This window comes from Halobacillus hunanensis, from assembly GCF_900166655.1.
Classification (GTDB): domain Bacteria; phylum Bacillota; class Bacilli; order Bacillales; family Halobacillaceae; genus Halobacillus_A; species Halobacillus_A hunanensis.
The window spans coordinates 295,468-310,000 of record NZ_FVZB01000005.1 but is presented as its reverse complement, the minus strand read 5'-3'; the positions used below and the strand labels follow the sequence as shown (position 1 = coordinate 310,000).

At 41.0% G+C, this 14,533-nt stretch carries 18 protein-coding genes; 2 read left to right on the top strand and 16 right to left on the bottom strand.

Annotation, left to right across the window (positions count from 1 at the left end):
- Positions 1-66 precede the first annotated feature (66 nt).
- On the bottom strand, positions 67-516 hold the full coding sequence (locus B5354_RS02530) for a SprT family protein (protein ID WP_079525649.1): 450 nt from the start codon (positions 514-516) through the stop codon (positions 67-69).
- A 78-nt stretch (positions 517-594) separates the two neighbouring features.
- On the opposite strand from B5354_RS02530, the gene cmpA reads away from it, so the two are divergent.
- Positions 595-705, top strand: coding sequence for a cortex morphogenetic protein CmpA (cmpA, locus tag B5354_RS20170; protein ID WP_139377036.1), 111 nt, complete (start codon positions 595-597; stop codon positions 703-705).
- 37 nt (positions 706-742) lie between these two features.
- Here the strand turns inward: cmpA and B5354_RS02525 are convergent, their stop codons facing one another.
- The 15 genes from B5354_RS02525 to acpS form a co-directional block, all read right to left on the bottom strand.
- Positions 743-2,899, bottom strand: a complete 2,157-nt coding sequence (locus B5354_RS02525) for a Tex family protein (RefSeq protein ID WP_079526735.1) — start codon at positions 2,897-2,899, stop codon at positions 743-745.
- A 117-nt stretch (positions 2,900-3,016) separates the two neighbouring features.
- On the bottom strand, positions 3,017-3,613 hold the full coding sequence (locus B5354_RS02520; RefSeq protein ID WP_079525647.1) for a SpoIIE family protein phosphatase: 597 nt from the start codon (positions 3,611-3,613) through the stop codon (positions 3,017-3,019).
- Positions 3,613-4,392: an RNA polymerase sigma factor SigB gene (gene sigB, locus B5354_RS02515; RefSeq protein WP_079525645.1), complete on the bottom strand. Its 780-nt coding sequence runs from the start codon at positions 4,390-4,392 to the stop codon at positions 3,613-3,615. Before sigB ends, B5354_RS02520 begins: the two co-directional genes overlap by 1 nt.
- A complete protein-coding gene (gene rsbW, locus B5354_RS02510; protein WP_079525643.1) occupies positions 4,364-4,840 on the bottom strand; it encodes an anti-sigma B factor RsbW in 477 nt (158 codons plus the stop codon). Before rsbW ends, sigB begins: the two co-directional genes overlap by 29 nt.
- A gap of 2 nt (positions 4,841-4,842) precedes the next feature.
- On the bottom strand, positions 4,843-5,172 hold the full coding sequence (locus B5354_RS02505; protein WP_079525641.1) for an STAS domain-containing protein: 330 nt from the start codon (positions 5,170-5,172) through the stop codon (positions 4,843-4,845).
- A gap of 64 nt (positions 5,173-5,236) precedes the next feature.
- Complete coding sequence (locus tag B5354_RS02500; RefSeq protein WP_079525639.1) at positions 5,237-6,247, bottom strand: PP2C family protein-serine/threonine phosphatase; 1,011 nt, start codon at positions 6,245-6,247, stop codon at positions 5,237-5,239.
- A gap of 13 nt (positions 6,248-6,260) precedes the next feature.
- Positions 6,261-6,662: an anti-sigma regulatory factor gene (locus tag B5354_RS02495; RefSeq protein ID WP_079525637.1), complete on the bottom strand. Its 402-nt coding sequence runs from the start codon at positions 6,660-6,662 to the stop codon at positions 6,261-6,263.
- Positions 6,663-6,664: 2 nt separating this feature from the next.
- On the bottom strand, positions 6,665-7,021 hold the full coding sequence (locus tag B5354_RS02490; protein ID WP_079525635.1) for an STAS domain-containing protein: 357 nt from the start codon (positions 7,019-7,021) through the stop codon (positions 6,665-6,667).
- Between the two features lie 5 nt (positions 7,022-7,026).
- Positions 7,027-7,896: an RsbT co-antagonist protein RsbRA gene (locus tag B5354_RS02485; RefSeq protein WP_079525634.1), complete on the bottom strand. Its 870-nt coding sequence runs from the start codon at positions 7,894-7,896 to the stop codon at positions 7,027-7,029.
- 218 nt (positions 7,897-8,114) lie between these two features.
- Positions 8,115-8,465, bottom strand: coding sequence for a type II toxin-antitoxin system PemK/MazF family toxin (locus B5354_RS02480; protein ID WP_079526733.1), 351 nt, complete (start codon positions 8,463-8,465; stop codon positions 8,115-8,117).
- 5 nt (positions 8,466-8,470) lie between these two features.
- On the bottom strand, positions 8,471-8,752 hold the full coding sequence (locus B5354_RS02475; protein ID WP_079525632.1) for a CopG family ribbon-helix-helix protein: 282 nt from the start codon (positions 8,750-8,752) through the stop codon (positions 8,471-8,473).
- 156 nt (positions 8,753-8,908) lie between these two features.
- Positions 8,909-10,075 carry an alanine racemase gene (alr, locus tag B5354_RS02470; protein WP_079525630.1) on the bottom strand — a complete coding sequence of 389 codons (1,167 nt, stop codon included), beginning with the start codon at positions 10,073-10,075 and terminating at the stop codon, positions 8,909-8,911.
- 166 nt (positions 10,076-10,241) lie between these two features.
- Positions 10,242-11,267, bottom strand: coding sequence for a LolA family protein (locus B5354_RS02465; protein WP_079525629.1), 1,026 nt, complete (start codon positions 11,265-11,267; stop codon positions 10,242-10,244).
- A gap of 54 nt (positions 11,268-11,321) precedes the next feature.
- Entirely contained in the window at positions 11,322-12,839 is a 1,518-nt protein-coding gene (locus B5354_RS02460; RefSeq protein WP_079525627.1) for an NAD(P)H-hydrate dehydratase, read from the bottom strand.
- Positions 12,840-12,878: 39 nt separating this feature from the next.
- Positions 12,879-13,253, bottom strand: coding sequence for a holo-ACP synthase (gene acpS, locus B5354_RS02455; protein WP_079525626.1), 375 nt, complete (start codon positions 13,251-13,253; stop codon positions 12,879-12,881).
- A gap of 141 nt (positions 13,254-13,394) precedes the next feature.
- Here acpS and B5354_RS02450 point away from each other — a divergent pair, with 141 nt between their 5' ends.
- Positions 13,395-14,165, top strand: coding sequence for a rhomboid family intramembrane serine protease (locus B5354_RS02450; RefSeq protein ID WP_079525624.1), 771 nt, complete (start codon positions 13,395-13,397; stop codon positions 14,163-14,165).
- The last annotated feature ends 368 nt before the right edge of the window (positions 14,166-14,533 follow it).

Genomic DNA, 14,533 nt, shown 5'->3' with positions numbered 1-14,533 from the left:
CTGATCTGCCTTATTTATAAGGCTTATTTAATTTAACACGCACTACAAAATTCGTCAATGCTTTTTCTATTTCTTTTTTAATTGCCCTCTGCATTTCCCACAACGATACTTGGCCGTATTAATTCTTCTTCTTCGGAAGTATTCGTGTGAACAACGCGTACAAAAATAAACGTGTTTCTGCTTTTCTCGTTCAGAAGGTAAAGGCTGGCAATGCCTTGGGGAGCCTGTTTTCTTTAACAGATCCTTAAAATCTTGATCTTTGTGTGCGAATCCTTTTCCTTCAATATGTAAATGATAATGACATAGTTCATGTTTGATAATGCCGACAAACTCTTCGTTATCCATCTCTTCTAAATACTTAGGGTTTAGCTCGATCTTTCTATCCGAAGGGATATATCTTCCGCCTGTAGTCCTTAATCGAGAGTTAAAGGATACATGATCTACATATGGTTTACCAAAAAACTCGAGTGATATGTTGTTTGTCCACTCTTGTAGTTGTTGTTTTTCAATCCACATTTACGGAACACCCCTCGCCCTTGTTGCATAGTCTATTATAAATGGGAATGTCTCCAAATACAAAAGGAGGAGATTCGATTGCCGCGCTGGCTGCGTAAACAAATGTCCAATGCCTTTTTAAATAAAGATAAATACCAAATCAAAATGTTAAATCAGTGCTGGTACTTTTATCGCCATCGATACAAATAAAAAACCCGGAAGAATAAGATCTCCCAGGTTATCTTTGTTATTTTTTCAGCATAGTAAGTGCAATTCGCTGTTTTTGTATATCTACGTTTTCTACCCAAACCGTAACTACATCACCTACGGAAACGATGTCCATAGGGTGTTTTACAAATTTATTCGATAATTTAGATATATGAACAAGCCCATCTTGCTTAACTCCTATATCTACAAACACTCCGAAGTCCACTACATTACGGACTGTGCCTTCAAGCTCCATCCCTTGTTCAAGGTCTTCCATCGACAGTACATTTGTCTTTAACAACGGTTTCGGCAAGTCATCCCTTGGGTCTCGTCCTGGTTCAGTCAATGACTTGATTATATCCTTCAGCGTAGGCTCGCCTACTCCTAATTGCTCTGCTGTTGTGGATAGATTTACACGATTTAGCTTCTCTCTTATTTCTTCATCACCTAAATTCTCAGGTGTACATTCAATTTGCTGAAGCAATGATTGAGCAGCTTGGTAACTTTCCGGGTGAATAGACGTTTTATCTAATGGTTCCTTGCCTTCAAGAACTCTTAAGAAACCTATACTTTGTTCAAAAGTTTTGGCCCCTAGGCGCGGAATATCTTTTAATTCCTTCCTGGTTGCAAACTTTCCAATCTCTTCACGTCTCTTCACAATATTGTTTGCGACACTTTTGCTTAGACCTGATACATATTGAAGTAATGATGAAGAGGCCGTATTGACGTTAACCCCGACCTGGTTTACAGCTGTTTCAACAACAAAAGTAAGGGATTGATTTAATTTCTTCTGGCTTACATCATGTTGGTATTGGCCTACTCCAATGGATTTAGGGTCAATTTTAACTAATTCGGCCAACGGGTCCTGGACTCTTCTTGCTATGGAGACCGCACTTCTCTCTTCCACCTGTAAATCAGGGAATTCTTCTCTTGCAAGTTTTGATGCAGAGTACACACTTGCTCCTGCTTCATTAACAATCATATAGGAAGCGGGTAGTGAATACTTCTGGATCATGTCTGCAATAAATTGTTCGGTTTCTCTTGAGGCTGTACCATTGCCAATCGCAATGAGTTCGATCGAATACTTGTCAAAAATGGCGCGTATTTTCCGCTCCGAACCTTCCACATCACTCTTTGGAGGTGTGGGATATATTACAGCTACCTCAAGTTTCTTCCCAGTCTCATCAATTACAGCAAGCTTACACCCTGTTCGATAAGCCGGGTCTACCCCCAAGACAACCTTCCCTTTAAGGGGAGGCTGTAGTAACAGGCTTCTTAAATTACTGGAAAACACTTCAATTGCTTGCTCTTCAGCAGTTTCCGATAAAGTGTTGCGAATTTCTCTTTCAACAGATGGCTGTATCAATCGCTTATAACTATCCAGAATAGCCTCTTCTACGATACCGCGTAATTTTTGGGAAGTGGATGACTTCACAATATTCCGTTTTAACAAATCAATAATAGCTTCTTCTGGAGGGTGAATCGAGACTTTTATAACGTCCTCTTTTTCGCCACGGTTTAGAGCTAGAACACGGTGGGAAACGATTGACCGCACAGGTTCCTGGTATTCATAATACATTTCAAAGATAGACTTTTCATCTTTTTCTGCATTTTTATCTGATGATTCGATTGTGCCGCTTTGGTGGGTTTGTTTACGAATTCGTTCTCTAAACTCAGGGTCATCTGAAATCCACTCGGCCAAAATATCGTTGACCCCGAGTGTAACTTCTTCTAAGGTATGTAACTCATGCTCTTCAGAGAAATAACTTTCGGCTTCCTTCTCATAATCGAAGTCATTTTGCTCCCATACAAGCAGGGCAAGCGGTTCTAACCCTTTTTCCTTCGCAACAGTAGCCCGTGTTCTTCTTTTCTGTTTATAGGGGCGGTATAGATCTTCTACTTTTTGTAACTGTACCGCTTTTTCTATTTCATTTCTTAACTCATCGGTCAGTTTTCCTTGCTCATCGATGAGTCGAATAACTTCCTCTTTCCTCTGTGTTAAGTTCTGAACATAAGCCCATTGATCTTCGATGGCTTTAATTTGCACTTCATCGAGACCGCCAGTTAGCTCTTTTCGATAACGAGCGATAAATGGCACTGTATTCCCTTCATTTAATAACTCAATAACTTGGTTAATGGGTTTCGCAGCCAAACCTGTTTGCTTGGCTACAATGCTTACTATATCTGTTTTTTCCATTAAATCAGTCAAAAATAAGCCTCCTTCAAATACCTTCTTGATTGTATTGTATCAAATTAAATCGTTGATTTCCTCTACACATGAAAGGGCCTCATTCCTGGATCAGAACAAGGCCCTTTATTTATACTCCATTGCAATTAGCGTTGTATCATCATCACGAAATTGACCATAGAGCTCCTTATATTGTTCAATGATGAAATGGATATCATGAGTGTTCGTATTCTTAACTGATAGACGCCGATCAGTCACCCCGTCGGAAAATAACAGAAAGATCATTCCAGACTCAACCTGACCACGTGTTACCTTAAGTCTCTTAGGATAGCCTGCTAAATATCCGGATAACGGAATATTCCTGTTTCGCTTCCCATCTTTCGCGAGCGTGATAACCCCTATGTTGCCTATTGATGAATAGGAATAGGTTTGTTGTTTAAGGTCAATACGGAGTATGCCTAACACGACACCTCGTTTTCCAAGTAAGACCTCATTACATTTCTTAATAATATATTCGATCTCCTGATTAGGAAACTCTTCAATTACTTCCATAACAGCCTGAGATGAATCTTTGGCTAATTCTCCACTTCCTAAGCCATCTGCCAATGCACATATAAATGCATCATCCGTTTCCTTATGAAAATAGCTATCCCCACAATAGTAGTTCCCTTTTTTTGCCTTTTGATAGACAGAAACAGCTACCTGGTTGTCACTTATGGTCATTAGAACGCCTCAACAGATTCGGCCTGTAATGCCTCTCTCAGCTTTCTCAATGCTCTTCGCTGAAGTCGGGAAACATGCATTTGCGAAATGCCGAGTCTTTCTCCTGTATCTTTCTGACTCATATTTTCAAAGTAGGTGCATTGCAATATTTCCTGCTCTCGCTCATTCAGGGTCGGTAAGACCTTTTGGAGAAGCATCTTTTGGTCAATCTGGTTATATCCATCTTCCTGATTACCAATCAAATCCAGGATGGTTACTGTGCTGCCGTCTGAATCTGCCTCAATCTTCCGGTCCACAGATAAAGCTTTATAGCTTTTCCCCATCTCCATTGTCTCAAGAACATCTTCTTCAGAGACTTCGAGGTAGTCAGCGATTTCAATGACGGAAGGAGAACGCTGTAAAACACTTGTTAACTCTTCCGCGGCTTTCTTTATTTTAGGACCAAGCTCCTTTATTCTGCGGGGAACATGAACACTCCAAGTTTTATCCCGAATGAAACGCTTGATTTCACCGATTATGGTTGGAATCGCAAACGACTCAAACGATTTGCCAAACTCAGCATCATACCTGCGAATGGCTGCAAGAAGCCCCAGCATCCCTACTTGAACTAAATCTTCATGAATAGTACTGTTCTTAGAATATTTACGAGCAATCGATTCCACTAGGTCCCGATAGGCTAGCACAATTTTTTCCTGAATCTCTTCATCTTGTGGATTTTCTTGCAGAATTGTTATCCAATTATAAACCTCATCATTGTGTTGTCGAGATTTGGTCGCCATCTTGACCCACCTCATTCTCATGAAGGTATTTTGTCATTAGGACAATAACTCCATACTTGCTGTTGATTTCAACTTTATCCATTAAGGCATCAATTAAGAATAGACCAAACCCACCTTCCCGTAACTCACTAATATCGTCACTGTGCTGGTAAGGTCCAATATCTTCTTTAATTTCTCCTAGATCAAAACTGCCTCCATGGTCGGCAACCATGACTTCCAAACGATTTTCGTAAACTCCAAAGCCAATGGTAATCTCACCTTCGCCTGTTTCCTTGTATGCATGCTTCACGGCATTCGTGATCGCCTCAGAAATAGCTACTTTCAGGTCTTCGATATCTTCATATGAAAATCCCATACGGTTAGCAATTCCTGAAGTACTCAAACGAACTACACCGACATATTCAGCCTTGGCAGGGACTTTAACTTCGACAAAATCAAATTGTTCCATTATTACATTCCACCCCGAACTGTATTGTCGATGTCCATAATATCAGTTAAACCTGTAATCTTAAATAATCGATATACACGGTCCTGCATTTGGACAAGCTTCAACTCTGTGTTGTGTTCCTTCGTTGATTTTAAAGCGCTGATAAATACTCCTAACCCTGTCGAATCCATATAGTTCACATCTTGAAGGTTTACCTCTACAGTCTGTCCTTCTTCTTTTGTCTCAGGCAGTAAGGATTCTTTCAGTTTAGGAGCCGTAAATGCATCTACTTCTCCAACTAAAGATACATACGTAACGCGATCTTGCTTTGTTATATCTATGGTCAAATTCAATTAGATCTCCTCCCAATAATCCTAAAAAACTCATCGAAGAAGGAATACCCTTCTCAAACTTATTTTAAACATTTCTTCGCAAAATAATTAACGTAAAATCATCTCTTAGTTGAAAATCCTGTAATCGCTCGAAATGTTTATAAACATGTTCAACTGTTTGCTGAGCTGGAAGGTGAGCGTACTCTCTAATTACTTCTAGTATTTCTTCTTGTTCAATGAAACGGTCACCTTGCCGGCATTCCGTCACTCCATCCGTAAGCAAGATAATCATATCACCAATAGCGACCTCTCTAGTGTACTTATGGTAAGTCGTCTCAGAAGATACGCCTAATACCAGGCCAGAAGGGTTGATTTCTTCAAATTCATCTTTCTCTTTGCTGTAGTAATAGCCAGGCTCATGCCCTGCAGATGAATAATTGAACGTGTGATTTTCTGGATCATACAATCCATAAAACATCGTAATGAACATACTTGAATCAACGTTTCTTTCTACCACACGATTTAGACTTCCCAGAATTACATCCGGATCCATTCGCATTTCTGGAAAACTGTCCATTGAATACTTGATCATGGACATACATAATGCAGCAGGAACACCCTTCCCGATCACATCAGCAATAGCTATCCCCAACGTCCCATCAACATCCTCAACAAAGTGATGGTAGTCCCCATTCATTTGTTTGGCGGGGATACTAATGGCACCGATATCTAAATCCCTGCGCTCAGGTTTTACAGTGGACAACAGCGTTTTTTGCATATTAGCCGCAACTGAGATCTCTGATTTCAGCTCTAACTGCCTTTCCCTCAACGATTGATATTCCTGGTAAGCCATCCCATACGAAATCATTGTTTCTAATAAAAAACTTAAAGAAGATTGAATATAATCAGGCATATTAGGGTATAGATCTTGTAACGCTTCAATATGCACATTAATGATCTCTTCAGGTGAGATATTCTGCTGCATAGACTGTTTACTGAATTGCTCGGCCTGATAAAGAGACTGTTCATCTTTCGTTTTAATATACTCTTGCATTAATTCTTTATAATTTTTTAATTCAACCTTCAGAGTATCCATTTCTCAACCTCCTCTAACGGAGCCACTTGACCACCTTAATCTCTGTTCCATTACCTTGCTCAGATTGAATATCAAACTCGTCCATCAGTCTCTTGACCCCAGGCAGACCTGCTCCAAGACCCCCTGATGTGGAAAAACCATCTTCCATCACTTGATTCAATTCTCTTATTCCCGGTCCGTCATCCATTGCAATTATAATTAATCCTTTTTGATTGATTTCTTCGATGGTTTCAAAGCAAACCTTCCCAGTCCCAGCGTATAGATAGATATTTCTTGCTAGTTCGGAGATTGCAGTGGCAATTCGTGCTTGGTCTACTGTACCGAAGCCTACTTTCCCAGCTATATCCCGTCCAAGCTGACGAGCCCCGACAATGTCCCACTCCTTTTTAATATTGACACAGGATTGGAAGTCCATATCTACTCCTCCAGTTCCTGACGAAGTTTGATCAACCCTTGTTCTAAATCTAGAGCAGTCGGGACATCCTGCAAATGAATTCCTAGATCGATCAGTGTCATAGCAACCGCAGGCTGAATACCCGTGAGCACTACCTTCGCACCCATGAGATCTGACATTGTTACCACATCTCCGAGCACTTTCGCGATGAAAGAGTCAATAATTTCAACCGAGGTTAAATCAATGACAACTCCTGTTGCTCCACTTTCATGGATCTTACTTAATAGATCCTCTTGAAATTGAATAGCTGTCTGATCATCTAAGTCGATTTGTATGGAAATAAGCAAATAATTATGAAGCTTTAAAATTGGAATCCTCATTGTGTTCACTCCTTGTCTAGAGAATCGATTAATTTCTCGATATCCTTATCATTCGTTTGAGCTTCTTCAATGGTACGATTCGTCAGCTCCAGCGCCGTTTGGAAACCTTTACGCAGTGAGCTTTTTGTCGGGAATTTCCCTAAATCGATTCCAAGATTGACGATAGTTTGGGCAATTTCAGGTCTGATACCTACTAAAATACAACGAGAACCAATTAAACGTACAGCTTCAGCAGCCTGTATAATGTGATGTGCCACCATCGTATCCACGACAGGAACCCCTGTAATATCAATGAGCACTACTTCTGCATTGTGTTTAATGACTCCATCTAAAAGGTTTTCCATAATGAACTTAGCTCGTTCCGTATCTATGGTGCCAATCAGAGGCATAATCGTAATATTATCCATCACCGGAATTAATGGTGCAGACAGTTCTTGCAAAGCTACACGCTGCAGAGAGACAATGTTTTCCCAGCTTCCAGAGAATTCATTAACCAAACGATTAATTACCGGATCAACCCAATCATCAACTTCTCGTAACACTTTAGAAAAGTAATTTGAGTCGATTTGATCCGATTGGCTTAAAATGTACTCTGTAAGCACCCTGCGGAAAACCTGCATTCCATCAGTCAAATAGCTAAGCGGCCATCCTAAATTAATTAACCGCTCTGAGAAATCGTCCATGTCAGAGGATAATCCCTGTCTCTCAATACTGGAAAAAATAACATTAACAAACTCGCGGTTCGTGCTTTCAAAAAGCTCGTCCGATATCGTTGCTGTATAATCGCCTTTTTTATGGTTATTAACCTCTTCTAACCACATTTGTATAATGTCGTTACTGTGTTCTAAAACAATAGTTTTTAGCTTTTCATCCATCGTTAAACCCCCGACTATATTCTACATTTTCATTCAATGCTTCGACACGTCACAACTACCTGTGCATAATTTTATCAAACATTATGAAGATAATACACTAATTAAGTCTATTTTAACCTTGGACCAAAAGACACGACTACATATTTATTAATATTCTAACATTCAAGAAAAAAAAGAGCATAAAAAAATAAAGCTGCCTAATCTTAGACAGCTTTATCTTAAAAATCAATAAGTCCAAGGCTGATTTGCAAGGACTCGTTTACCTGTTGCATCATCGGCCCATCTAGATGTGTGATTTTATCGGTCAAACGTTGTTTATCAATCGTTCTGATTTGTTCCAGCAGAATAACGGAATTGCGTTCGAAACCATATTTTTCAGCATCAATTTCAACATGTGTAGGAAGTTTAGCTTTTTGGATCTGCGCGGTAATCGCCGCGATAATAACTGTAGGGCTGAAACGATTCCCAATATCATTTTGCAAGATGAGAACAGGGCGCACCCCGCCTTGTTCTGATCCTACAACCGGGGACAAATCAGCGAAATAAACGTCTCCTCGTTTGACTATCACAGGCTTCACACCCCGCTCACTAATTGCTCCAGGGTGTGATCTGCCTCCTCTTCGGCCTGAAAAGCTTCTGAAGCGATAGTTAAATTAATTTTAGCCATTTCCATATATCCACGGCGCATGGATTCTCTAATATGGCGCTGCTTTTCTTCCCTCAAATACATTTTTGTTGCTTTACACATGAAATCGCTCCGATCACTGTTTTCGAGTTGAACATGACCATCTAATTCACTTAGTAGGCTATCTGGAATACGAATGACAATCTCCTGCATACTGTCGGACAAAACCATACACCTCCACCATCTTCTCTCAATAGAAACCAGTCAAATAAGTCCAATTTAATCTTATCATTCGCAGGTGTCTATTGCAAAGGAGTCTTGGATTTTTTTCGTGAAAAATGTTGCATGGTGATTGAATGTAAGGAGTATTGTCTTACGTGTATTTCATCATACCTTCGTAAGAGTGTTGTCTACTTCTACCATATGCCCATTTTTCAAATACATGCGCGGTACACGGTAACTTATCATACAAGGAATCTCATAGTTAATGGTATCCAAATATTCGGCCAGTTCATCTGTATGAATGTCTTTATTATTCTGCTTGCCAATTAATGTAACCTTAGTTCCTATAGAATATTCTTGATCTAGCTTAATCATAAACTGATCCATGCATATTCTTCCGACGATAGGGCGGCGTTTTCCATCCACTAACACCTCAAACCCTTGCAGTTTGCGAATCCATCCATCTGCGTAACCCAAAGGCACTGTGCCAATCCATTCCTCATTTTCGGCCTGATAGGTGGCCCCATAACTAATGGATTCATTTGGTTGTACCTTTTTCACATGAATCAATCGAGAGTTCAGTGAAAAAGCGGGCTTAAGATCTATCGGCTGTTCGCCTTTCACAACAGGAGAGGGATAAAGTCCATACATGCTGATACCAAAACGGACATGGTGATGCATATCTTCCGGAAACCGCATGCTCGCTGCACTATTCCCTGTATGAATCTCAACTGGTTGTGGCCATACCTTCTTAAAATGATCGTACAGGGTATCAAAACGAGCTATTTGTTCTTTGTAATAATCCAGCTTCTCTTCATCCGCTGTGGCAAAGTGAGTAAATATTGCTTCTAATTCAATCCATGGGTTATCCTTAATGCCAGAAAGAATTGCATCCATCTCTTCTTTGTTGCGTATTCCTACTCTCCCCATGCCTGTATCCCATTTCATATGAAGCTTAAGTGTTTTTTTGAAGGCATCTTGTTGTAATTGATCCAGCCACTCTTTCTGAAACACAGGGACAGCAATGTCATGATCGGCGGCAATAGGTGCATCTTCAGGCCTTATCCAGCCCATAACTAAGATCGGGGCAGTAATCCCTGCTCGTCTAAGCTTAATTGCTTCATCCAGCAGTGAAACAGCCAGCCGTTCTGCTCCAGCTTCAAGGGCTTGCTTAGCTACTTGTATATCCCCATGACCATATGCATTGGCTTTCACGACAGCATAGATTCCTGTATGTGGAGAAAGTCGTTTATACATTTGTTCTATATTAAATTTTATAGCTGACAGGTCAACTTCTGCCCAAGTATCTCTATAAAATGATTCGAATGACAAGCCCAAGCTCTCCTCTCCGATTCAATATCTTTCTATTATTGAACGTGAAGAACAGGCTGTCAACAACAATGAATAAACGACCGCTAAGAAGAATTAAAATGTGGGGTTCAAGTAATTATGATCTATTAAAAATAAAAGCAGACCGTTAAGCCTGCTTGCAACAAAGTTATTTGGTTGAATGACTATTGATGGAACTTGCAACTGAAACCATTTCCTCCCGAGTCAGGTCCTCACTTGCCAAATTAAAGGTTGTACCTGATTCAGTCCATTGCATTCGTTGCTTCGACATTGCTGCGACTGTACCTCCAGCAAGCGCAGGGTCTGCATTAACTGTGACGGCCTGACCGGCACTCGTCGGCTGTACTTCTGCTGACTCCTGGATGAGGGTGAAACTCTTATCTCCCTGGTAAGTCATAATCACTCGCGTACCTTCTTCTGTCTGCACTTCTCGTTTATCTACCAGTTCAGCTCCATGAGTGACATTTGGATAAAGAACTTCATTAGCACTGTTTCCCTCTTCCTCCATATTTGAGACAGGAACTTCTGCAGAAGCCATTGCCATGTTTTGGTCTACATCGAAATCTTCCTTCTTAAGACCTTCTGCCTTTTTGAAATTATCAAACTGCACCTCTACTAATGCCTGTGCATCTTGATTAAATACTTTTACCATAACGGGCTTAAATGTTTTCTTATCAAAATAAATCTCCTGCATCGGAAGAGTTTGATTATTTTGGTAGTTTGTCTTTGTTTTAAACACATAATGGTTCTCTGTCACGCTGAACTCTGCATCTGTATCCTTTTTAATGTCTTTCACTAAAGAAGCATACAGATATGGCTGACTGGTGTTATCCGGCCAATCGCTCTGAAACTTAAAACTTTTATTCAAAGCAGGTGTTAAGACATAAACCCCGCTCTTGTTTTTAAGGATGACTTGGTTTCCTTTTTCATCTTCCTGATTGTGAAGTTTCACCTTATAGAAGTTATCTTCTTTATGCCAAATTTGAATTTGGTATTTTTGTTCTTCTTTGCCGGTTCGCATGGTCATCGTTACATCCGTTTTATAACCAGGCATTTCTTCAGCTTGTTGCGACAGTTTCTCAACGACGTCTTCTTTAGATTTCTCACCACAGGCACTTATGACGACCATCACTGCCACTAAGACGAACAAAAGGATCGGAAAACGTTTCGGCATGCACTCAACTCCTTTGTCTCTTCTGAAGGACAAAGGGAACGTTTTATTTGTGGATCAAGAAGAGAATGTACGAAAGGTCTGGGATAAACCTTCTATTAAATCGGTGGCAAGTAAGTCCACCATGGAATGTTTCGATTTTGTTAACGTTTCAGCTGTCATTCCATGCACCATACACCCGATATTTAGTCCATCCATAATTGATTTTGACTGAAGCATCATAGCAAGTAAAATTCCTGACAACACATCACCGCTTCCCCCTTTTGCCAACCCAGCGTTCCCCGTTAAATCTACAGACTGACTACCATCTGGGGCAGTAATAATGGTGGCAGGTCCTTTAAGAACAGTATAAACCCCATAAGTTTCTGAGAACTTACGGCTGTAGTAAAAAGGTGCATTGACAATTGAAGAAATCGGTTGATCAACTAAATGCGCGAACTCTCCTGGGTGCGGGGTGAGAACGGTAGGGTTTGTCCTCTCCTTCACCAGGTGAAGCAAACCTTTCAACTGATAAAGACCATCTGCATCGATCAGAAGCGGCGACTCGACTGCAGTTATAAGATCCTCAACTAGTTTACGAGATTTCAAGCTGCGCCCCATTCCCATACCTAAGGCCAATCCATCATAGTTAGACACATCTGTGTCAATCTCTCCGTTAACCATACCCGACTCTTCCTGCAACGGGAGAAATGTTGCCTCCTGTACGTAAGGTGCGATGTTATTAATTGCGCTCCTAGGAGCGGCGATTGCCAAAAGACCAATTCCACTTCTAAGCGCGGCCCTCGCTGACATCGCAATCGAACCCGGCATATTAGCTGCTCCCCCAACGATCAACCCTTTGCCATGGCTGCCTTTATGGGAATTTGCATGTCGCTTCGGGAATGTTATTTTAGTATCTTCGCGCTGCCATACTTTCCGGTCTGGTGAAGGAAGCTTTTTCACCGGCAAACCGATTTCTACAACATTCCATTCACCATAATACACCCGAGTATTCTCTATTACAGCGCTCATCTTCAGGGCTGCTATGATACACGTATAATCCGCCTGATAAGCTTCAACAACATCAATTCCTTCGTCAGCTGGAACTCCGGCCGGAAGATCCACCGCTATTCGGAATGCCTTCTGGTCATTGGCAAGCACAACAACTTGTCGAATCAGACCGCGTAACTGCCCTTTCATACCAATTCCAAGCATTGCGTCAATAATGACATCAGCACGTCCTAGAGATTCCTTTATTTCAGTTATCTCCTCTAAACGATATAAAGGGTACCCTGAATTCTCAAAAAGCTTCTTATGGAAGTGTGCATCCCCTTCCACCTTGGAATCAGGAACCACCTGCCAAGCTTCTACTGAGTATCCATGGTTTAATAATGTTCGGGCAATTACGAACCCATCTCCCCCGTTATTTCCACCACCAATCAGAATGACAACCTTTTGATGCCTGGACAGCTTTTTTTCTAAATCAAAACAAACAGCACGGCCCGCATTCTCCATTAATAGTTTACCTTCTAATCCAGTGGACTCTATTGCCACATGGTCCCATTCGTACATCTCCTGCGCGGTCACAACATCCATTTCGTTCCCTCCTACCCGCATTACATGTTATGAGACAACCTATGTAATTATGTCATTTGCTCTATCTTCCAGCACAATTTGCGCTACAGCTTGCTTCTTACTATGCGATATGGCTATCCATATCATGAGGTGTTCATAGTCCTTCACATGCATGACTGGAGCTCCATCTTTATTCGTATCCACTTCAATATCCTGAAAGCTGAGCTTACCGAGACCCGTTCCCACAGCCTTAGAGAATGCTTCCTTCGCTGCAAAACGCCCCGCCAGAAATTCAACTCCTCGGTGTTTGGTTAACTGATCATACCGCTTTTGTTCATTCTTGGTTAATATCCTTTGAACAAAGCGAGTATTTCGCTTTATAATTTGTTTAATACGATCAATTTCAACAATATCAATGCCAATCCCCTTAATCATTTTCATCTTCCTTTATACTTTGCCCTCTGATGGGTGAATTACAATTTAGTATACCCGATATTTTCTTTTGTTAAAAAGAATACTAGCCTATGTCATTGCTTATATTGGAAATGAGATACTCTTCTAAAGGAGACCAATAACATGTTTGTCAGAACAGAAAGTTTTAAAGAATTCCTAAAATTTTATCCGATTGTATCAGGGCTTGTAGCCATTAACCTTTTATTATGGCTGATTATTTATGTTTTCCAGTTTTCATTTGCGCTTGACTTGCTGCGTGCCGGGGTAGGGAACAATTACCTCGTCTCTCAGGGAGAGTATTGGCGGCTCGTAACTCCAATATTTCTGCATGGTGGATTTGCCCATGCGCTGTTCAATTCTTTTTCACTCGTTTTATTCGGACCAGCCCTCGAACAGATGTTGGGCAGAGTGAAGTTCGTCAGTGTTTATCTACTCGCTGGGATCGCAGGAAATATTGGAACTTATATTGTTGCACCTAATGCTTTTTACCAGCATCTCGGAGCTTCAGGTGCTATATTTGGCATTTTTGGCATCTATGTATTTATGGTCTTATTTCGCAAACATTTAATTGGGTCAGCGAATTCACAAATCATTATGGTGATTTTTATCCTTGGATTATTCATGACCTTTACACGGCCGAATATTAACGTCATAGCCCACGTCTTCGGTCTAATCGGCGGCTTTGCCCTGGCCCCTCCTTTTCTAAAAAAAGCTAAACCTTTCTCCATTTGGGTCAACCGGGCGAAACACGACAGCAATAGTCATGGCAGCACAGGATTTAACCCGAACCGTTGGAAGAGGCGAAGTGCAGGAGGAAGGGGATATGGAAAAAACATACTTTGGGGAGTTATTATCTTTCTGGTCCTGTTGGCCCTTGCCAATAATATTTTATAAACACCTTGCTATTGGGGGAAAAGGTTTTTATCAAATGAAAACTAAACAGAAACTATAATTTGGTGCATATAACCCGCTACGAAAATATACTTCGCTTTCCGCGGCCCCACAGGATGTGGGGTCGTTCGGGTGTTGGCACAGGACATGCCGGTTTTAACCGAACTTCCTTATTTTTACAGACTCCTTGTGCTGGCGCACTCCGGTGTCTCACCTAGGCCTTCCCTCCCGCAGGAGTCTGCGTATATTTTCTCCACTCAAACAGCACATTGTTCCCTCTTTAGTATGTCCAACTTCCAACCCCTTCTGTGAGAAAAAATCATTTATCCAAAGTACAACTCGTATTATAGGACAATAACCTCTATAAGGAT